This is a genomic window from Nesterenkonia marinintestina (genome assembly GCF_025420485.1).
Lineage (GTDB): Bacteria > Actinomycetota > Actinomycetes > Actinomycetales > Micrococcaceae > Nesterenkonia > Nesterenkonia marinintestina.
In genome coordinates, this window is sequence record NZ_JAOEFD010000003.1 from 1 (window position 1) to 17,828 (window position 17,828).

At 68.1% G+C, this 17,828-nt stretch carries 24 protein-coding genes, 1 other RNA gene and 1 pseudogene; 17 read left to right on the forward strand and 9 right to left on the reverse strand.

Annotated features, from left to right (window positions below):
* From N7E59_RS03350 to N7E59_RS03380, 7 genes are all read left to right on the forward strand, one after another.
* Nucleotides 1-1,294: phage portal protein (locus tag N7E59_RS03350; protein WP_261623506.1), on the forward strand; the 1,294-nt coding region annotated here is incomplete at its 5' end.
* A complete protein-coding gene (locus N7E59_RS03355) occupies nt 1,291-1,869 on the forward strand; it encodes a VG15 protein (RefSeq protein ID WP_261623507.1) in 579 nt (192 codons plus the stop codon). The genes N7E59_RS03350 and N7E59_RS03355, both read left to right, overlap by 4 nt.
* Before the next feature lie 11 nt (nt 1,870-1,880).
* Nucleotides 1,881-2,438: an FUSC family protein gene (locus N7E59_RS03360; RefSeq protein WP_261623508.1), complete on the forward strand. Its 558-nt coding sequence runs from the start codon at nt 1,881-1,883 to the stop codon at nt 2,436-2,438.
* Nucleotides 2,435-2,617 carry a hypothetical protein gene (locus tag N7E59_RS03365; protein ID WP_261623509.1) on the forward strand — a complete coding sequence of 61 codons (183 nt, stop codon included), beginning with the start codon at nt 2,435-2,437 and terminating at the stop codon, nt 2,615-2,617. The genes N7E59_RS03360 and N7E59_RS03365 overlap by 4 nt, the downstream gene beginning before the upstream one ends.
* 137 nt (nt 2,618-2,754) lie before the next feature.
* Entirely contained in the window at nt 2,755-3,591 is an 837-nt protein-coding gene (locus N7E59_RS03370) for a phage major capsid protein (protein ID WP_261623701.1), read from the forward strand.
* Complete coding sequence (locus N7E59_RS03375) at nt 3,591-3,920, forward strand: hypothetical protein (protein ID WP_261623510.1); 330 nt, start codon at nt 3,591-3,593, stop codon at nt 3,918-3,920. The genes N7E59_RS03370 and N7E59_RS03375 overlap by 1 nt, the downstream gene beginning before the upstream one ends.
* Nucleotides 3,917-4,234, forward strand: a complete 318-nt coding sequence (locus N7E59_RS03380; RefSeq protein ID WP_261623511.1) for a hypothetical protein — start codon at nt 3,917-3,919, stop codon at nt 4,232-4,234. Before N7E59_RS03375 ends, N7E59_RS03380 begins: the two co-directional genes overlap by 4 nt.
* Nucleotides 4,235-4,763: 529 nt before the next feature.
* On the opposite strand, the gene N7E59_RS03385 is transcribed toward N7E59_RS03380, so the two are convergent.
* Nucleotides 4,764-4,988, reverse strand: a complete 225-nt coding sequence (locus tag N7E59_RS03385; RefSeq protein WP_261623512.1) for a hypothetical protein — start codon at nt 4,986-4,988, stop codon at nt 4,764-4,766.
* A 421-nt stretch (nt 4,989-5,409) separates the two neighbouring features.
* On the opposite strand from N7E59_RS03385, the pseudogene N7E59_RS03390 reads away from it, so the two are divergent.
* From N7E59_RS03390 to ssrA, 10 genes and pseudogenes are all read left to right on the forward strand, one after another.
* A pseudogene (locus N7E59_RS03390) lies at nt 5,410-5,886 on the forward strand (type II secretion system F family protein); the annotation flags it as partial.
* Entirely contained in the window at nt 5,883-6,824 is a 942-nt protein-coding gene (locus N7E59_RS03395; protein ID WP_261623513.1) for a type II secretion system F family protein, read from the forward strand. The pseudogene N7E59_RS03390 and the gene N7E59_RS03395, both read left to right, overlap by 4 nt.
* A gap of 109 nt (nt 6,825-6,933) precedes the next feature.
* Entirely contained in the window at nt 6,934-7,152 is a 219-nt protein-coding gene (locus N7E59_RS03400) for a hypothetical protein (protein WP_261623719.1), read from the forward strand.
* Entirely contained in the window at nt 7,149-7,544 is a 396-nt protein-coding gene (locus N7E59_RS03405; protein WP_261623514.1) for a TadE family protein, read from the forward strand. Before N7E59_RS03400 ends, N7E59_RS03405 begins: the two co-directional genes overlap by 4 nt.
* Nucleotides 7,537-7,992: a hypothetical protein gene (locus N7E59_RS03410; RefSeq protein ID WP_261623515.1), complete on the forward strand. Its 456-nt coding sequence runs from the start codon at nt 7,537-7,539 to the stop codon at nt 7,990-7,992. Before N7E59_RS03405 ends, N7E59_RS03410 begins: the two co-directional genes overlap by 8 nt.
* A complete protein-coding gene (locus N7E59_RS03415; RefSeq protein WP_261623516.1) occupies nt 7,989-8,429 on the forward strand; it encodes a pilus assembly protein TadG-related protein in 441 nt (146 codons plus the stop codon). The genes N7E59_RS03410 and N7E59_RS03415 overlap by 4 nt, the downstream gene beginning before the upstream one ends.
* A 67-nt stretch (nt 8,430-8,496) precedes the next feature.
* Nucleotides 8,497-9,606, forward strand: coding sequence for a peptide chain release factor 2 (gene prfB / locus N7E59_RS03420; protein WP_261623517.1), 1,110 nt, complete (start codon nt 8,497-8,499; stop codon nt 9,604-9,606).
* 23 nt (nt 9,607-9,629) lie between these two features.
* Nucleotides 9,630-10,724: a cell division ATP-binding protein FtsE gene (ftsE, locus tag N7E59_RS03425; protein ID WP_261623518.1), complete on the forward strand. Its 1,095-nt coding sequence runs from the start codon at nt 9,630-9,632 to the stop codon at nt 10,722-10,724.
* Nucleotides 10,724-11,635 (forward strand): permease-like cell division protein FtsX, encoded by a 912-nt coding sequence (ftsX, locus tag N7E59_RS03430; protein ID WP_261623519.1) that lies wholly within the window; start codon nt 10,724-10,726, stop codon nt 11,633-11,635. The genes ftsE and ftsX overlap by 1 nt, the downstream gene beginning before the upstream one ends.
* Before the next feature lie 107 nt (nt 11,636-11,742).
* Nucleotides 11,743-12,122, forward strand: a transfer-messenger RNA (tmRNA) gene (gene ssrA, locus N7E59_RS03435).
* Nucleotides 12,123-12,187: 65 nt separating this feature from the next.
* Here ssrA and smpB read toward each other — a convergent pair.
* The 8 genes from smpB to N7E59_RS03475 all read right to left on the reverse strand — a co-directional run bounded on the left by smpB (nt 12,188) and on the right by N7E59_RS03475 (nt 17,823).
* A complete protein-coding gene (smpB, locus tag N7E59_RS03440; RefSeq protein ID WP_261623520.1) occupies nt 12,188-12,691 on the reverse strand; it encodes an SsrA-binding protein SmpB in 504 nt (167 codons plus the stop codon).
* Nucleotides 12,692-12,788: 97 nt separating this feature from the next.
* On the reverse strand, nt 12,789-13,463 hold the full coding sequence (locus N7E59_RS03445) for a cyclase family protein (protein ID WP_261623521.1): 675 nt from the start codon (nt 13,461-13,463) through the stop codon (nt 12,789-12,791).
* Entirely contained in the window at nt 13,463-13,867 is a 405-nt protein-coding gene (locus tag N7E59_RS03450; protein ID WP_261623522.1) for a FluC/FEX family fluoride channel, read from the reverse strand. Before N7E59_RS03450 ends, N7E59_RS03445 begins: the two co-directional genes overlap by 1 nt.
* Nucleotides 13,864-14,397, reverse strand: coding sequence for a fluoride efflux transporter FluC (locus N7E59_RS03455; RefSeq protein WP_261623523.1), 534 nt, complete (start codon nt 14,395-14,397; stop codon nt 13,864-13,866). The genes N7E59_RS03450 and N7E59_RS03455 overlap by 4 nt, the downstream gene beginning before the upstream one ends.
* 12 nt (nt 14,398-14,409) lie before the next feature.
* On the reverse strand, nt 14,410-15,111 hold the full coding sequence (locus N7E59_RS03460) for a metal-dependent transcriptional regulator (protein ID WP_261623524.1): 702 nt from the start codon (nt 15,109-15,111) through the stop codon (nt 14,410-14,412).
* Nucleotides 15,108-16,019, reverse strand: coding sequence for a metal ABC transporter permease (locus N7E59_RS03465; RefSeq protein ID WP_261623702.1), 912 nt, complete (start codon nt 16,017-16,019; stop codon nt 15,108-15,110). Before N7E59_RS03465 ends, N7E59_RS03460 begins: the two co-directional genes overlap by 4 nt.
* Nucleotides 16,019-16,828 (reverse strand): metal ABC transporter ATP-binding protein, encoded by an 810-nt coding sequence (locus tag N7E59_RS03470; RefSeq protein ID WP_261623525.1) that lies wholly within the window; start codon nt 16,826-16,828, stop codon nt 16,019-16,021. The genes N7E59_RS03465 and N7E59_RS03470 overlap by 1 nt, the downstream gene beginning before the upstream one ends.
* Nucleotides 16,825-17,823: a metal ABC transporter solute-binding protein, Zn/Mn family gene (locus tag N7E59_RS03475; protein ID WP_261623526.1), complete on the reverse strand. Its 999-nt coding sequence runs from the start codon at nt 17,821-17,823 to the stop codon at nt 16,825-16,827. Before N7E59_RS03475 ends, N7E59_RS03470 begins: the two co-directional genes overlap by 4 nt.
* Nucleotides 17,824-17,828 lie beyond the last annotated feature (5 nt).

A 17,828-nucleotide genomic window follows, 5' to 3' on the forward strand; every position in this document is an offset into this window, starting at 1 on the left:
ACTGCTGCAGGCCCTGGGCCAGGACCTCGACGGTCGCGCCCACCGACTGGCCACCCTGGACGCCTACTACGCCGGGGACACCCCGCTGAGCTTCATGAGCCCCGAGGCCCGGGAGGCCCTGTCCAACCGGCTGACCCGGATGAGCGCGAACTACTGCCGGCTGGCAGTGACCTCCATCGCCGAGCGGCTGCGCGTCACCGGCTTCACCCGCGACGGAGCCCCCGACCCCGCCCTGTGGGAGACCTGGGCCGCGAGCGACCTCGACCAGCTCTCCGCGACCCTGCACCGGGAGGCGCTGATCCTGGGCTCCGCGTTCGTCATCGTCTGGGCCGATGAGACCGGCCGGCCCTCGATCTCGGTGGAATCCGCGCACCAGATGATCGCCCGACGTGACCCCGGCACACGGCAGATCACCGCCGCGGTGAAGAAGTGGGAGACCCCCACCGGCACCGCAGCCGTGGTCTACGAGCCGGAGAGGATCACCCGGTACACCTCGAAGTCTCACGGGGCGACCGCGGCCTCACAGTTCACCGCCGCCGAGACCGTGGCCAACCCCCTCGGAGTGGTCCCGGTGGTGGAGTTCCGAAACTCCGACCGGCTGCTGGAATCCGGGGTCTCCGAGCTGCGGGATATCGTCCCGCTGCAGGACTCGCTGAACAAGCTTCTGGCGGACCTGATGGTGGGCTCCGAGAACTACGCCCGCCCGCGCCGCTGGGCCACCGGAATCGAGCTGGAAGAGGACGAGGACGGCGAGGTCACCAACCCCTATCCGGAGTCGGACAAGATGATGATCTCCGAGGCTCCGGACTCGAAGTTCGGGCAGCTGCCGGCCTCTGACCTGAACAGCTACGAGACCGCGATTCGCTCCATCGTCTCCCAGATCATGGCCGTCTCCAGCCTGCCGGCGCATTACGTGGGAGTGACCGGGAACCAGCCGCCGAGCGCGGACGGTCTGCGGGCCGCTGAGGCCTCTCTGACCGCCCGGTGCGAGGCCCGACAGGCCACGTTCGGACGGGCCTGGGAGAAGGTCATGGACCTGGCCCACGCGGTGGCCACCGGCACCGACCCGCGGGCCGCGAACGTGAGCATCACCTGGGCCGACCCTGCCACCCGCTCCGCGGCACAGGAGGCCGATGCGGTGGTCAAGCTCTACACCGCCGGATTGCTGCCTGCCACGACCGCCCTGGAACGGCTTGGCTACACCGAGGACGAGATCACCCGGATCAGGGCACAGCGTCGCGGTGAAGCCCTCGACCGGGCCGGGACCGAGATCGGGGCGGTGATGACCTCGTGAAGCTCTACGAGGAGGTCGTGGACGCCCTAGGAGCCCAGGCGTCGAAGTCCCTGCTCGGCCTGCACCAGCTGATGGAGGCCGGGACCATCACCCGGGAGGAGTTCATCGACACCGCGGCCACCGTGGTGGACGTGGCCCGACAGCGCGGCACCGCAGCCGGGGAAGCCTACTTCCGGGCCTACGCCGAGCAGGCCACCGGCCGGCCCTACACCCTGGCGGCGACCCTGCCGGAATCCCAGGCCGACCGGCTCTCCACAGCCCTGGCGACGATCCTCGCGGCCTCCCAAGACACGCACATGCAGTTGGACCGGCTGGCCACTGCGGAACCGATGGAGGCCGCATCGGACGGGTTCCAGCAGGCCATGCAGAGGGAGAAGACCGTCACCGGGTGGACCCGCGGCCTCGACACCGGAGCTTGTCAGTTGTGCACCTGGTGGTGGCGCGAGGGACGGGTCTTCCAGCCCACGCACCGGATGCCGCGTCACACCGGCTGCAGGTGCCACCCCGTTCCGCAGATCAACGTCCGAAGCCGGAACTACCAGACCGAAGCCCAGGCACAACGCCTGGCCCGATGAGAGGAGACACCATGACCGACCACGACACCACCGAGCAGGAGCAGGCAGGTCAGATCTCAGATCCGACCACGCCGAACCGCATTTCAGATGCGGATGGGGGAGGTCACGTTTCGAACGCGACCTCCGAGAAGGGTGTCATTTCAAATGAGACCCCCGAGGGCACGGACAGTACCCGCCCCCTCAGTTCAGATGAGGGTACGCGTTCAGCGAGTACCCCTGAGGAGGACTCGCAGGAGCCCGACACCTTCCCCCGCGACTACGTGGAGAAACTGCGCGATGAGAGCGCCCGCTACCGCCAGCGCGCCCAGCAGGCCGACGAGTACGCCCACCGGCTGCACACGGCCCTGACAGCGGCCACCAGACGCCTGGCCGACCCCACCGACCTCCCGTTCGATCCCGAGCACCTGGAGGACCAGGACGCGCTCACAGCGGCCCTGGACGACCTGGTGGCCCGCAAACCCCACCTCGCCGCCCGCAAGCCCCACGGCTCCATCGGACAGGGAGCACAGCCGCATGATCCGTCATCTGTGGACCTGGCGGGCCTGCTGCGGGCGGGAGCGGGAGGATGAGCGCACGGGACCGCCTCGCGGCGACCTTGTACGAGGCGCTGGAGAAGCTGATCGCCGCGGAGATGGACTATCGGACGCGTAAGGGGTTCGACACCCCGTTGTCCCGCGAGTCCGCGATCCGCTACACCCGGGCGTTCGCACAGATCGCCAGGGGCACCCCCGACACGGATGCAAAGTAATACCCCGGTAGGGTATCCTGGGAGGGTCGGTCCTGGAGGCCGGCCCTCTCTAGGCTCCTGGCGGGCCGAGGTCACACCAGCAGGTGCGTGATGACCACGTATCTCGAACCTCAACCGTTAGGAGCTTTCTCATGGCAATGAACCGCGCTGACGCCCCAGAGCTCCTGCAGGAGCAGGTTTCCTCCATGCTCTTGCAGCCCCTCGAAGCCCAGTCCGTGGTGCTCGCCGCAGGCCCCAAGATCTTCGATTCCGCCTCTCCGCTGCGGATCCCCACCCTGGTCGGATCGGGCACCCCCGCGGTGGTCGGTGAGTCCGAGCAGATCCCCGACGACTTCTCCGCCGAGTTCGGAGAGATCCGGCTGATGCCCGAGTCCCGGAAGTCGATCAAGTCGATCACCCGGTACAGCAACGAGCTGGCCCGGCAGGCCATCGTCGGCCTCGACGCGGTGCTCAAAGCCCGGATGGTCAACGACATCTCACAGATGCTGGATGACCAGCTGCTGGCCGGCGACGGGACCAACGACAGCATCACCGGCATCCTGCACCAGGATGGGACACAGTCGGCGGCGTTCGACGCCTCCGAGCCCGACGCCTTCCTCGACGCCCAGGCGCTGCTCTCCGCCGCTGAGGTGACCGCGAACCGGCTGCTGGTCAACGGCGGGGACTTCATCACCCTGCGCAAGGCCAAGGATGGAAACGGACGCTACCTGCTGGAGTCGGACCTGACCCGCGACGCCACCTATCGGCTGTTCGGGGTCCCGGTGACCGTTTCGAACAAAATCCCCGCGGGCACGGCGATCCTCGCGGACTTCTCCACCATCGCGGTGGTCCGCGACACCGCGCCGTCGGTCAAGATCCTGGACCAGCGTTACGCGGAGTTCGACCAGCAGGCCATCCGAGTCACCACCCGGTGGGATCTCGGTCTGCTGCGCCCGGAGGCCGTGGTGGTCATGGGCGGCGACGGCGGCGAGTGATGAACACCTACGTCGCACTGCCCACCGGGCAGGACGTGGCAGATTTCCTGGGCCAGGGCGGGGAACACACGGGCGTGTCCACCCTGGCCCAGGAGCACGTCCCCATCGTCACCGCGATGGCCCGGGCCTACACCCGCGGCAACGGATTCACCGCCGATGGTGTGGCCGAGGACGTCGCAGCGGTCATCACCACCGCCGCAGCACGGCTGGTCGCCAACCCCGAGCAGATCCACTACTCCGTCGGCGCGGTCCGCTACTCCGGTGGGTTCAAGGGCTGGTCCCTGGCCGAGACGATGGTCCTCAACCGGTACCGGAAACGGGCGTCATGATCCTCAAAGACACCATCACCGTGCGGGTGGCCGCCACCACGCATGACAGGTGGGGACAGCCGATCACCACCTACGAGGACACCGACATCCCCGCCCAGGTGTTCCCGGCCGGCTCAGAGGACCCGGACAGGCTCTCCCTGGTCCTGACAGGCCGCTACCGGATCATCGTGCCCGCGGCCGCCCCGGAGTTCTCCAACAGCTCCAGGATCGTCTGGGGCGACGCGGAGATGGAGATAGAGGGCAAGGTCCAGACCCACACCGCCCAAGGGCGACCGCATCACAGAGAGTTCACCGCGGTGTACCGCGGCGCTTAGACCCCCGGGTGACCTGCTCTGCCAGGTCCGGTGTCGCCCGGGACCGTCGGCTGGGGGTTCTGCTTCCCCCTCTCTCATCAGCCGACGGAGAGACCCCCCGTGAATCAACGAGCACGGGGGGTCTCACTCTGTGCGGGTCCACCCGCCATAGTGACGGATCCGTCATCATGGGGACCACCGGACTCACGGGTGCGGGGTAATCCAAACGTTTGGATTACCCCGTCTTGCTCGGTGTCAGTTAGGTCCGGATCTGAAATCAATGACAATGTGCAAAGTTCCCCCACGCCTGCCCTGAGAAACCTGGCAGGATCCTGTCAGGTTTAGGCCCCACCCTCGGCAGGTTCAAGCGTGACAATGTCACGGCTGATCTGGGAATTGTTGACAATGTACACAATTCCGCCTGCTACTTGCATGGGAGTGGCGCGATGTTAGCGGCACCGTCGTCTTAGATTGGGTTCTATTAGAAGCCGTTCCCGCCGTGCTCCTATTGGTAACAATGTACCCAATACGGGACGACCGGAAACTGTGTCTAATAGACACGATTGACGGGAGGCTGGGAACGTGGCGGATCTGCCATTTTCTGCTCCATCCGATCTGCCTCCGCAAGCAGCTCTGCGGCGATCCGCCGCAGACGGGCTGCGCTGGTGTCCGCCTCGGTCGAGGGCTGGGGGTTACCCAGGGCCATGATCTCGTGAGCCTCGACTCCGAGCAGCTGGGCGATCTGTTCAACGTGCGCGACGGTTGCCGTAGTCATTGTTCTCTCCTCTGGTGGATTCGACAGATCTGTCAGATTGAAGCGGTCCCGGCTGACGCCGGGGCTGGATTCTCTCGGTCCCCTTCCCCATGAAAGCCCGCCGCCCCCGTCCACGCTCTGCGACATTCGCTCACGACTCCTAGACCCCCCGGAGACCGGAGCGTCGAGCAGCTGTGACCTAGCCTGTAGACGGCCGTCTGAGGCTCCCTGGTCCGGTTCCCCAGGGTTCGGGTGGATATCACCGGCATTCATCGGTTTGAGGCTGAGAATCGAGAAGAGCGCCCGGAGCACTGCTCAACGGGACTACCGCAGGAGTACAGCCCTGGATAGACTGACCCTGACGGACCGCCCGTGTTGCGGTCCTCCAGACCCCCGGGGATTGCAGTCCTGCGGGGGTCTTCCTATGTTGCTACGTCTCTAAGACTTGCTGATTCAGCTGGGGACCTCCGGCCCCGAGCCTCTTCGTGAGCCGTTCGTCGAGTTCGCCAAGGACTACCGCTCAGGACAGAACATGGAGACGGCGCTGGACCGGCTGAAGCAGCGTCTCGCCGATCCGGTGGGGGACCGCATCGTCATCTCCCTGACCATCACCCGTGAGGTCGGGGGCTCGGACCTCGGTCGACTGCTCGGAACTCTTGCGGAGTTTCTTCGGGAGTCCGCAAGGACCCGCAGCGAGCTCGAAGCCAGGCAGTCATGGACCGTGAACGCGGCGAAGCTCGCCGTAGCCGCCCCGTGGATCGTGGTGCTGCTGATCTCGACGCAGCCTGATGCCGCCGAGGCCTACCGCACGATGACCGGCCTGATGGTCCTCACCGTCGGACTGTGCGTCTCCGTGGTGTGCTACCGCCTGATGCTCCGCATGGGTGCCCTCCCGACGGAAGCGAGGGTGCTGCTGTGACTACGTCGATCGCGTGGGCGCTCGTGGCCGGGGTCGGCCTCGGTGTGGGGCTGCTGGTGGTCCTCACTTCCCTCCCCGTGCTCAATGAGCCGCGACTCGTCGACCGTGTGGCGCCTCACCTGCGCTCCTCGACCACGGCCACGGATCTGTTCGGCGGCATTGAGCCGCGCGCCGTCCCCTTCGGTGCGGCAGGACGACTGTTCGTTCCGGTCCTGGACACGGCGCGACAGAAGATCGAGCGGGTCGTCTCAGATTCGGACCAGCTCAGATCACGGTTGGAGCAGGCCGATTCTGCGCTGACCGTCGCGGACTACAGGCTGCAGCAGGTCGTCCTCTCGGCGGCGGTCTGCGTCGTCGCCGTGGCGGGAAACATCATGGCGCTGGTGGCAGACACCTTCCATCCTGCTCTGGCCGTCGTCAGCGTACTGGCCGCGGGAGTGCTCGGATACGGGTTGCGCGACTCCCTTCTCTCTGCGCGCATCCGCCGCCGACATACGCGCATGCTGTCGGAGTTTCCGACTGTGGCCGAGATGATCGCCCTGGCGGTCAGCGCGGGAGAGAGCGCTCCGGGAGCCTTCGAACGGGTCAGCCGCATCTCCCGAGGCGAGCTGAACACGGAGTTCCGACGGGTGCAGCGTCACATGCAGGCCGGCGCCAGCTTCGCCGAGGCGCTGAAGCGCATGTCGGTGCGCGTGAGCTCGGCACCGATCACCCGATTCCTCGAGGGCATCATCGTGGCGATGGAGCGTGGGACTCCGCTGGCCGAGGTGATTCGCGCCCAGGCCCAGGACGTCCGGGACCTGTCGAAGCGTGAACTGATGGAGATCGCCGGGAAGAAGGAGATCTCGATGATGGTACCGCTCGTCTTCGGCGTCCTGCCGCTGACCGTGGTGTTCGCCGTCTATCCCGGAGTCGAACTGCTGTCGATCGGCGTATGAGATCAGAAGGGCCGAAGAGGCTCGACGGGGGTCACCCGCCCGGCACTGCCGTCGATCCTCAGAACGCTGAGAGTTCCACATATGAGAGGTACGAAAGAAGGGAAGATCAATGCAGCACATCGATGCGAACGACCGACCGGACTCCTCCGAGCCGACGGCCGGGTTCCTCAGCACTCTCATGGTGCGAGTCCGTGACGAGCAGGGGGATGTCCCCGGCTGGGTCATGATCACGCTGATGAGCGCCGTGCTGGTGGCCGGCCTCCTGGCCGTCGCGCAGCCTGCGCTGGAGGGGCTCTTCAACGATGCCATCAGCAACGTCTCCCAGTGACCCGGTCATCACCGGGCGCCGCACGCAGTGAGTCCGGGGCGGCCACGGCGGAGTTCACGATGGTCGCCGCCCTCCTCGTCCTCCTCACCGTGACGATCATCCAACTGGCGGTGTTCGTCCACGTCCGCAATACGCTGACCGACGCCGCGTCGACCGGGGCGCGGTTCGGCGCGCTCCAGGACCGTGATCCGGAGGACGGGGTGCAGCGGACCCGAGACCTGATCGACGCCACGATCAGCGCCGATCACGCCGAAGACGTCACCTACGAGTACATCGACGGCGACGACGGGCGGACGCTTCGGGTGAGCGTGCGCTCCGCGGTCCCCGTGCTCGGCCTCGGTCCCGGAGTCGGTGAGGTGGAGGTGAGCGGCAGCGCCTATGAGTATGACTGACGTTCGAACTGCTCTGAGGCGCCGCCTCGGATCCGTCCGTGACGACGCAGGATCCTCCATCATCGAGTTCGTGGTGCTGGCCACCGTGGTCATGGTTCCGGTCGTGTATCTCATCGTCGCCCTGTCCGGACTGCAGTCCGCCTCGTACGCCTCCGTCGGCGCAGCAGACCAGGCGGCGAAGATGCAGGCCGGCGGCGAGGCGACCGACGACGAGGCCGATGCCCGGGCTGAGGCCGCGGTCGCCGCGGTGCTCGAGGACTTCGACATCGACAGGTCGCAGGCAGAGGTCAGCATCGAGTGCCCGAGCGGCGGCTGCGAGCAGGACGGTGATCTCATCATGGTGACTGTGGACATCACGGTTCCGGTGCCCGTGCTGTCTTCGATCGGGGGTTGGGACCCGACGCTCGCGACCGTGTCATCCACCTCGGCACAGGTGCGGACACGATGAGTGAGCGGGAGATGATCGCGCCGGAGGATGAGGAGGGCCAGAGCACCGTGCTCTTCCTCGGAATGATGCTGCTCGTGCTCAGCGTCGTCGCCGTCGTCGTGGGCGCCACCTCGGTGAACCTCGAGTCCCGCCGCCTCCTCGCCGCGGCCGACGGTGCGGCCTCGGCCGCCTCACTCAGCGCGACGGCCTCCGGCGACGCCCGTCCGACCGTCTCCGAAGGTCAGGCACTGGCCGCGGCCGAGGAGTACCTCTACACCTCTGGTGCCGACGATCGCTTCGACGGGGTCGAGATCACCGGGGTCCGGGTCACCGACGGCGGGCGGACGGCGCACATCGAACTTGCGACCTCCGCAGAGCTGCCGATGGTCTCAGCCGTGCTGCCTGCCGAGGTCACCGTCACGGCGGAATCGCATGCACGGGTCACACTGCGGCGCTGACGAGGTCCGGGTCGACGGGTCGAGCCTCCGCAGACGCCGCACCCCGAGCCGGTAGTGTGTACACGTTATGGCAGAGACTGATTTCCCGGCCGAGCTGCGCAGCCTGCGCGCCACCATGGACCGCATCACCGAGGTCACCGACGTCGACAGACTCCGGGCCGACGTGGACGAGCTCTCCGAGCAGGCCGCGGCCCCGGACCTCTGGGACGACCAGGAGAACGCCCAGAAGGTCACCTCCCAGCTCTCCCACCGCCAGGGTGAGCTCCGCCGGATCACCGACCTCACCCAGCGGATCGACGACGTAGAAGTCATGGTCGAGATGGCCGAGGAGGAGGGCGACGAGGACACCCGGCGGGAGGCCGTCACCGAGGTCGCCTCGATCTCCAAGGCGCTCGAGTCCCTCGAAGTCGTCACCCTGCTCTCCGGCGAGTACGACGAGCGCGAAGCCGTGGTCACCATCCGCGCCGGAGCCGGGGGCGTCGACGCCGCAGACTTCGCCGAGATGCTGCTGCGGATGTACAGCCGATGGGCCGAGACCCGAGACTGGACGGTCGCCGTGCTGGACACCTCCTACGCCGAAGAGGCGGGCCTGAAGTCCGCCACCTTCGAGGTCAAGGCGCCCTACGCCTTCGGCACCCTCTCCGTCGAAGCCGGAACCCATCGCCTGGTCCGCATCAGCCCCTTCGACAACCAAGGGCGCCGACAGACCAGCTTCGCCGCCGTGGAGGTCATCCCCCTGATCGAAGGCACCGACCACGTCGAGATCGACGAGAACGACCTGAAGGTCGACGTCTTCCGCTCATCCGGGCCCGGCGGCCAGTCGGTGAACACCACCGACTCCGCGGTCCGCCTGACCCACCTGCCCACCGGCACCGTGGTCTCCATGCAGAACGAGAAGTCCCAGATCCAGAACCGCGCCGCCGCCATGCGTGTGCTCGAATCCCGGCTGCTGCTGCTCAAGCAGGAGGAGGAGAGCGCGGAGAAGAAGGCCCTGGCCGGAGACATCAAGGCCTCCTGGGGAGACCAGATCCGGTCCTACGTCCTGCACCCGTACCAGATGGTCAAGGACCTGCGCACCGAGCACGAGACCGGTCAGGCCCAGGCGGTGCTCGACGGAGACCTCGACGGCTTCATCGACGCCGGCATCCGTTGGCGCGCCCAGGGCGACGACGACTGAGCCGCCCGGAGGACCGGTAGTCGATGATCCGCTTCGAACACGTCACCCGGCGCTATGAGCGCGACGGGCGCCCAGCCCTCGACGACGTCAGCATCGAGTTCGACCGCGGAGACTTCGTCTTCCTGATCGGCGCCTCCGGGTCCGGCAAGTCCACCCTGCTGCGCATGATCCTGCGCGAAGGCCTGCCCCAGCGGGGACGGCTCACCGTCGCCGGCCAGAACCTCGGCCTCATGCTCGAACGCCGGGTGCCCGGGTATCGACGCACCATCGGCATGGTCTTCCAGGACTTCCGCCTGCTGCCGGACAAGACCGTCTACGACAACGTGGCCTTCGCGATGAGCGTCATCGGCGCCCGCCGCGCAGACACCCGGGCACGGGTCACCGAGGTCCTCGAGAAGGTGGGCCTGGACCACCTCGGGCGACGCTACCCCCACGAGATCTCCGGCGGGGAGCAGCAGCGTGCGGCCATCGCCCGGGCCATCGTCAACGAACCCGCAGTCCTGCTCGCCGACGAACCGACGGGGAACCTGGACCCGCGGGCCTCGGCCGAAGTCATGAAGATCCTTCGCTGGATCAACGCCTCCGGCACCACGGTGATCATGGCCACCCACGACCGACCCATCGTCGACCAGATGCGTCGCCGAGTCGTCCAGCTGCACCACGGAGTCCTCGTACGCGACGACGCCCAGGGCACCTACGACCCCCCGCGCGGATCAGAAGCCTCCAAGCTGCTCGACGAGCAGGAGGCCGGCCCCGGGCTGCGCGCCATCGATCCGCGCCCGGCCGGCGCCGAGGACTACACCGACCTGCCTGACCGCGAGCGTGGCGACCCCGGCGAGGAGGAGCCGTCAGAGGAGTCGGCCGCCGACCGCGGCGCCGAGGCCGCCCAGGCGTACCGAGTCACCTGGCCAGAGGAGCGACGGCCGGGCGCCGCCGACCCGGACGAGGCCACGCCGGCACCGGCGGGAGTCGACGGCGCCGAGCTGACCGGCGTCGCGCAGGAGGGCCACCTCGAACGGGACGACGCCGCCGGAGAGGCGGACGAGGCGGAGCTCGATGAGCTCGACTCCCTGGACCGTGACGAGGACGAGGTCAGCTTCGAGGAGAGGGGGCGCTGATGCTGCTGCACATGCTCGGAGAGACGTTCACCTCCCTGCGACGCAACGTCGCAATGGTCTCGGCGCTGATCCTGGTCACCTTCATCTCACTCACGTTCGTCGGCGCGGCGGCCCTGATGCAGACCCAGGTCGACCGGATGACCGACGACTTCCACGAACGGCTCGAGGTCTCGGTGTTCCTCTGCACCGAGGACTCACCCCCCTCGGCGTGTCCCGCCGGAGCCGTCACCGACGACCAGCGCGACGCCGTCGAAGCCTCTCTGGAGGACGGAGCCGCCAGCCAGTACGTCGACTCCTTCCGCTACGAGTCCCAGGACGAGGCGCTGGAGAACTTCCTGGACCAGCGCGGACAGGACGCCGAGTCCTCGGCCGTCGAGGCCTCCGACATGCCCGAATCCTTCCGCATCCTCCTTCAGGACCCCGAACAGTACGAGGTCGTGACCGAACTGTTCGCCTCCGCTCCGGGGGTCGAGAGTGTGGCCGACCAGCAGGAGATCCTGGACCAGGTGTTCGGCATCCTCAACGGGATGACCATGGTCGCGCTGATCATCGCCGCAGTCATGATCGTGTGTGCGGTCCTCCTGGTCTCCACCACCATCCGGCTGTCGGCCTTCTCCCGGCGTCGTGAGACCGGGATCAAGCGTCTCGTCGGGGCCTCGAAGTCCATGATCCGCCTGCCGTTCATCCTCGAAGGGTCCCTGGCCGCACTCATCGGCGCTCTGCTCGCCTGTGCCGCCACGTGGGTGATCGCCGAGTTCGTCCTCGGTCAGTGGCTGGCCCGACAGGTCCCGGGGATCAGCTTCGTCGACTCCTCCGCCTCCTGGGTCATCATGCCGATCCTGGTGCTCATCGCCCTGGTGCTCGCGGCTCTGGCCTCCTGGCTCACCGTGCGGCGATACCTGCGCGTCTGACGGGGAGCGTGCCGCGTCGCTTCACACCCTCCGGATCGGTGACCTATACTTGGTTACCTGCCCGGAACAGAGAATCCGGGCGGGACGGTCTTTTGAGAACCGCATAAGGGGACGATCGGTTTCGACGATGTGAGTTGATCATGGGGAAGCGGGTCGAGGAAGCAAGAGGATCTCGTAAATACCCTCTGCAACCCAATAAGTGCCGATTCTAAGCGCACTGACTTCGCCCTGGCTGCCTGATAAACCAGCCAGCGCAAGTCTGTCAGCCTGAGGTCGCTGTCGCCTCAGTGTCTGGCATCAGCTAGACAGCCACTGGTGATGCTCCCTTTTCCGTGGGGGAGTATCACGACAATGACACGGATGGGCCCGGGACAGCCACTCGTCTGCATGATGGCTGGGGCCGAGCAACACCCTGCTGCAGACTGCACCCGGAGAAGCCCATGAGAATCCACATCGGACGCGGGTTCGATTCCCGCCGTCTCCACCCATTCCGAAGGCGCCTTCCCGATTCTGGGGAGGCGCCTTCTGTGTGTGTGCGGACTGTACGGCCTGTCAGGCGGCGCCGCGGTTGCGCTGACGCATCGCGCGCTGGGCCTCACGGTCGTCCTGCTTCCGACGCAGCGTCTCCCGCTTGTCGAACTCCCGCTTACCCTTGGCGATGGCGATCTCGACCTTCGCCCGACCATCCTTGAAGTACAGCTGCAGGGGCACCACCGTGTAGCCCTTGCCCTCGATCTGACGCTGGATCTTGTCCAACTCCCGGTGGTTCAGCAGGAGCTTGCGCTTCCGGCGGGCCGAATGGTTGGTCCACGTGCCGTTGAGGTACTCGGGGATGTGGACCTGCTCCAACCACATCTCCGTCGGATTGGAGAACGAGGCGAAGCCGTCGGTCAGGGCGGCCTGGCCCTCACGCAGAGACTTCACCTCGGTGCCGGTCAGCACCAGGCCCGCCTCATAGCGGTCCAGGATCTCGTAGTCATGACGTGCCCGCCGGTTGGTGGCGACCACATGGTTGTTCGGGTCCTTGGGACCCTTCTTCTGCTTCTTCGCAGCCACGCCGCCACCTCCTCCGTACGGTCTGACGCCTCGGCTCCGGGCGCGGAGCCGACTCACCATGATACATGCGAGGCCCCGGCCCGACGGGGGAGCGGCGTCAGTCGGCGCCGAAGACCACGGCACGCACCGGAGCGCCGTCGACCCCGTGCAGCGGCAGAGGGAACATCCCCACCCGGTGGACGCCCGGACGCAGCGACCGCAGCCGGGTCAGGTTCTCCACGATCAGTCCGTCGCGGCCGAGGACCAGATCGTGCACCGGGAAGCCGTCCGCCCCCTGGACCCCGGTGGGGTCCGGGCTCAGCGCATCGGTGCCCAGCACGCGCATGCCTGTGTCCCAGAGCAGTTCGGCCGCCTGACCCGACACCGCCGGGTGCCGCAGGGCCTCCCCGGTGCCGAAGCGCGTGTCCCAGCCGAAGCTCAGCAGCACCCGGGGAGGCAGGCGGTCCCCGGCGTCGCCGCAGCCGGCCCGCGCCAGCGCGCCCCGGACGTCGTCGACGTCTGCCAGACAGTCGCGCCCCGCATCCAGGTGCAGCACCAGCGTCGGACCGCACAGCTCCTCGAGCCCCACCTCAGAGACGGTGCGACCGCCGGGCACGGTGTGGCATGGCGCGTCCAGATGGGTCCCGGTCTGCACACCGCAGCTGAGCCGGGCCACCGCGACGCCGTCGTCCTGCAGCGTCAGGGCCGGCTCCAGGCGCACCTCGGGGTCTCCGGGGTAGACCATCATTGCATCGGTGATCGGGCGAGTGAGGTCCTCGGTGATCTGCGGCATCAGCCCAACGCCTGCATCCCGGAGACCGCCACGCCCAGCACCCCGGCGGTGATCCCGCAGAGCACGTGGCTGGTCCAGGTGAACAGCGCACGCCCGCGGCGCCCGTCCATCCACAGCTGGGCGACACGCAGCGAGACGGTCGAGAACGTCGACAGAGCCCCGACCAGACCGATCGCCACCACCGCGAGGACCGGTTCGCTTGGGATCCAGAGGTCCATCGTCGCGTCCTCCGCCTGGAGGACGGAGAACTCTCCGAACAGGAATCCGAGCACGAAGCACCCCAGGGTGTTGGCGATCAGCACTCCGCCGCGCAGATATCTGTCCAGCAGCAGGCGCATCGCCGCACCGAAGGCGCCGCCGAGGGCGATGCCCAGCACCACGGCCAGGGAGACGGTGGTGGTCATGAGGGTCCCCCCGTCCCGCCGCGGCCGGCGGCCCGTCGCTCGGCGTCCTGCCCCAGGTACCCGAAGATGCCGCGGGCGCACACCAGTCCGGCCGCCGCCGCCATCGTGCCGAAGATCAGGCTGATCATCAGGTAGGCCCCGGCCTCCAGGATGCCGGGGGAGACGTAGGTGACCGTGGTCAGCGAGTCCAGCGCCGCCCCGGGCACCGAGGGGAGCAGCACGATGATGATCGTGGAGAACGTCGTATAGGCGCCCAGCAGCCCGGTGCCCAGCGTCGGCACCACCCACGCGGGGGTCTTCGTGCGCACCGCCGCCACACCGACCAGCAGCCCGAGGGCGGCGGAGCCGGAGATGTTCACCAGCAGGGTCGTCCAGGGGAACTTCATGCCCTGTTCGGGGAGGAGCTCGCCGAGCCCGAACCGCAGCAGCGCACCCACCGCGCCGCCGAGGGCCACCAGGGGCAGCAGGGTGCGCAGGGGGATGCGGCGGTGGTCCAGAGTCTGGGGCTGAGGATCGGCGGGAGCGGGCACCATCTCAGGGTATTACCGATCCGCCACGGAGACGCGCACGGCATGCGCCACCTCGTGGCTGAGCCGCAGGTCTCCGTCGGGGGCCGCGACCAGCACGTCCCGACCCTCGGTGCGCATCACCTCGACGGCGGCGCCGATCGTCAGTCGCCGATCCTCGAGCAGCCGCAGGGCCTCCGGCACGGAGTCGTCGACCTGCTCCAGCCGCACCCTCGCCCCGGACTCGGTCCGGCAGAGCAGCACCGTCTGGGGATGCTCCATCACCAGGTCCGGAGTCGGGATGGGGTCACCGTGCGGGTCCACGCCGGGATGACCCAGACGCTCGTCGAGGCGTTCGACGAACCGGTCGGTCACAGCATGCTCCAGCCGCTCCGCCTCGTCGTGGACCTCGTCCCATCCGTAGCCCATCTCACGGACCAGCCAGGTCTCGATCAGCCGGTGCCGACGCACCATCGCCAGCGCGAGCCGCCGCCCCTCCGCCGTCAGGCGCAGGGGAGCGTACGGGCGGTGGTCGACCAGCCCGAGCTCCGACATCTTCCGCACCATGGTCGACACCGAGGGGTTCGACACCCCCAGCGCCTTGGCCAGGTCCGAGGCGGTCACCGCGGTGCCGTCCCATTCGCTCAGACCGTAGATCGCCTTGGCGTAGTCCTCCACGGAGGTGGTGGCGGAGGAGGTGCGCGTCGAGCGGCCCTGGTGGGAGGTCCGCGGGCTCATGATGTCCTCTCGGCGGCGATGCGGTCGGGGTCCAGTGTAGAGGCGATCCCGGAGGCCCCCGAGCGGCGATGCCGTCGGCCCTCGGTCAGCCGCGCGAGCAGGCCGCGGCCGGGGGCGAAGAGATAGGCCAGGGTGAACAGCACCGACTGGGTGAGGACCACGGCCGCGCCGGAGGCCACGTCGAACCAATAGCTGGAGTAGAGGCCCACCACGGCCGATCCCGCCGCACCGACGGAGGAGACCACCAGCATCCGACCGAAGGTCCGGCACAGCAGAAGTGCGGTGGCACCGGGGATCACGAGCATGGCCACCACCAGGATGACTCCCAGCGTCTGCAGCGCGGTGACGGTGGTCAGCGCCAGCAGCGCCAGCAGCAGGGCCGCCAACCCCCGGGTCGACAGGCCCACCGTATGGGCGTAGGTCCGGTCGAAGGCGAACAGGACGAGGTCCCGGCGCCTGATCAGCAGTGCGGCGGCGGTGCCCAGACCCAGGACCACCACCGTGATGACGTCGCTGCGGGAGGTGCCCAGGACGTCGCCGAAGAGGATGTGCTGCAGCTGGGTCTCGGTGGGTGTGACCGAGATGAGCACCAGGCCCACGGCGAACAGTGAGGTGAACACGACCCCGATGGCGGTGTCACGCCTCAGCGCAGGGGCCGAACCCACCGCCCCGATGAGCAGCACCGCGCCCATCCCGAAGACGAACGCACCTACGGCCAAGGGCGCACCGAACAGTGAGGCCAGCACCACGCCGGGCAGGATCGAGTGGGCCACCGCCTCACCCATCAGCGACCAGCCCATGAGCACCAGCCAGCAGGACAGCAGGCCGCACACGGCGGCGGCGACGACGGCGACGATCATCGCGTGCTGCATGAACGGGAACTCCAGCGGGGCGACGAACAGCTCGATCACGGTGCGGTCCTCTCCGTCGGATCGTCGGCCCCGTCGCCCGAGGCGTCGGTCTCAGGCTCCGGACGGGGATCGGTGTCCGAGGCCAGCACGGCGCCGAAGGCACGGGCCAGCTGCTGCTCGGTGAGCACCTCCGCGGGACGTCCGGAGGCCAGCACACGTCGGTGGAGCAGCACGACCTCGTCGGCCAGCGAGTCCACCCCCTCGAGGTGGTGGGTCGAGACGAGCAGCGAGGTGCCGGCGTCCCGCAGCGTGTGCAGCACCTCGACGATGAGGTCCTCGGAGGCCCGGTCGACGCCGGCGAAGGGTTCGTCCAGCAGCATCAGCGGTGCCTGTTGGGCGATGGATCGGGCCAGCAGTGCCCGGCGCCGCTGACCGCCGGAGAGCTCTCCGACCGTCCGATGACGCAGCTCCAGCAGGTCGACCTGGTCCAGGGCCGCGTCCACCACGCGACGATCCTCGGCACGGACACGACGGGTGAGCCCCTGATGCGGATGCCGCCCCATCATGACCAGCTGTCCGACGGAGAGCGGAAAGGAATGGTCGACGGCGTCGAGCTGCGGCAGATAGCTGACCAGATTCGTGCGTCGGGCCTTCGACGGGCTGCGCCCGAAGATCGACACCCGCCCGGAGAAGGGGCGCCGCAGGCCCAGCAGGGCGGCGAACAGGGTCGACTTCCCCGAACCGTTGGCCCCCAGCAGCGCGCAGAGGCTGCCCGAGTCCACGGTCAGCCCGACGTCCTCCAGTGCCAGCACGCCGGGATAGCCGGCGCTGAGGTGCTGGACCCGCAGTGCGGCCAGGGAACTCATGCGTCGTCTCCGTCCTCGGTCTCGTCCTCGGTCTCGTCCTCGGCGTCGTCGGCCTCCTCAACAGACTCCGCTCCGGAGATGATCCTGTGGATGTCGTAGCGGAGCATATCCAGGAACGTCGGGGCCGGGCCGTCCTCCTCGGTCAGCGAGTCGACGTGGAGCGGATCGCCCATCTCGACTTCCGCCGCCTCCGCGACCTGCCGCTGCGCGGCGTCGTTGACGGTGGACTCGCAGAAGATGGTGGGCACGTCGTGGCTTCTGACGTACTCGATCTGGGCTTCGACCTGCTGCGGGGTGCCCTCCGTGCCCGCATTGACCGGCCACAGGTAGTGCTCCTCGAGGCCGAGGTCCTCGGCCAGATAGCTGAATGCGCCCTCACAGGTGACCAGGTGCGCCGGACCGTCGAGTGCGTCGAGCCGGGTGCGGGCCTCGTCGTGGATCTGCCGCAGCTGCCCCCGATAGTCCTCCGCCCGAGAGGAGAAGTGGTCGGCGTCCTCGGGGGAGAGGTCGGTGAGCGCCCGTTCGATGGTCGAGACGTACTCCTGGGCCAGGGAGGGGGACATCCAGGCGTGGGGGTTGGCCGGGAGGTCCTCGGCCGTCTCCGGATGACCGGGCAGACGGGTGACCGGAATCGGGTCGACGTCCCGGCTGACCGTGACGTTCTCGGCCTCGACCTGGTCGAGGAACCTGTCGTACCAGGCCTCGAGACCGAGCCCGTTGGAGAGGATGAGGTCCGCTTCGGCGGCGGTGCGCAGATCTGAGGGCTTGGGATCGTATTCGTGGATCTCAGCGCCCCGCGGTGCGATCGTTCGGACGTCGATGCGGTCGCCGGCGACCTCCGACGTCATATCCTCCAGCACGCTGAAGGTGGTGAGGACCAGCGGCGGGTCGCCCTCGTCGGAGCTGTCAGACTCCGGCGCCTGATGGGTGCAGGCGGCGAGCAGCATCACCGTCGCGAGGAGGAGGCCGCATCGACGGACAGGGGGGAGCGGCATGGCGT

Coding starts and splice junctions, on each gene's coding strand:
- N7E59_RS03360 (WP_261623508.1), top strand. CDS start 1,881: ATGACCGACCACGACACCACCGAGCAGGAGCAGGCAGGTCAGATCTCA.
- N7E59_RS03365 (WP_261623509.1), top strand. CDS start 2,435: ATGAGCGCACGGGACCGCCTCGCGGCGACCTTGTACGAGGCGCTGGAG.
- N7E59_RS03370 (WP_261623701.1), top strand. CDS start 2,755: ATGAACCGCGCTGACGCCCCAGAGCTCCTGCAGGAGCAGGTTTCCTCC.
- N7E59_RS03375 (WP_261623510.1), top strand. CDS start 3,591: ATGAACACCTACGTCGCACTGCCCACCGGGCAGGACGTGGCAGATTTC.
- N7E59_RS03380 (WP_261623511.1), top strand. CDS start 3,917: ATGATCCTCAAAGACACCATCACCGTGCGGGTGGCCGCCACCACGCAT.
- N7E59_RS03385 (WP_261623512.1), bottom strand. CDS start 4,988: ATGACTACGGCAACCGTCGCGCACGTTGAACAGATCGCCCAGCTGCTC.
- N7E59_RS03400 (WP_261623719.1), top strand. CDS start 6,934: ATGCAGCACATCGATGCGAACGACCGACCGGACTCCTCCGAGCCGACG.
- N7E59_RS03410 (WP_261623515.1), top strand. CDS start 7,537: ATGACTGACGTTCGAACTGCTCTGAGGCGCCGCCTCGGATCCGTCCGT.
- N7E59_RS03415 (WP_261623516.1), top strand. CDS start 7,989: ATGAGTGAGCGGGAGATGATCGCGCCGGAGGATGAGGAGGGCCAGAGC.
- prfB (WP_261623517.1), top strand. CDS start 8,497: ATGGCAGAGACTGATTTCCCGGCCGAGCTGCGCAGCCTGCGCGCCACC.
- ftsE (WP_261623518.1), top strand. CDS start 9,630: ATGATCCGCTTCGAACACGTCACCCGGCGCTATGAGCGCGACGGGCGC.
- ftsX (WP_261623519.1), top strand. CDS start 10,724: ATGCTGCTGCACATGCTCGGAGAGACGTTCACCTCCCTGCGACGCAAC.
- N7E59_RS03445 (WP_261623521.1), bottom strand. CDS start 13,463: ATGCCGCAGATCACCGAGGACCTCACTCGCCCGATCACCGATGCAATG.
- N7E59_RS03450 (WP_261623522.1), bottom strand. CDS start 13,867: ATGACCACCACCGTCTCCCTGGCCGTGGTGCTGGGCATCGCCCTCGGC.
- N7E59_RS03460 (WP_261623524.1), bottom strand. CDS start 15,111: ATGAGCCCGCGGACCTCCCACCAGGGCCGCTCGACGCGCACCTCCTCC.
- N7E59_RS03470 (WP_261623525.1), bottom strand. CDS start 16,828: ATGAGTTCCCTGGCCGCACTGCGGGTCCAGCACCTCAGCGCCGGCTAT.
- N7E59_RS03475 (WP_261623526.1), bottom strand. CDS start 17,823: ATGCCGCTCCCCCCTGTCCGTCGATGCGGCCTCCTCCTCGCGACGGTG.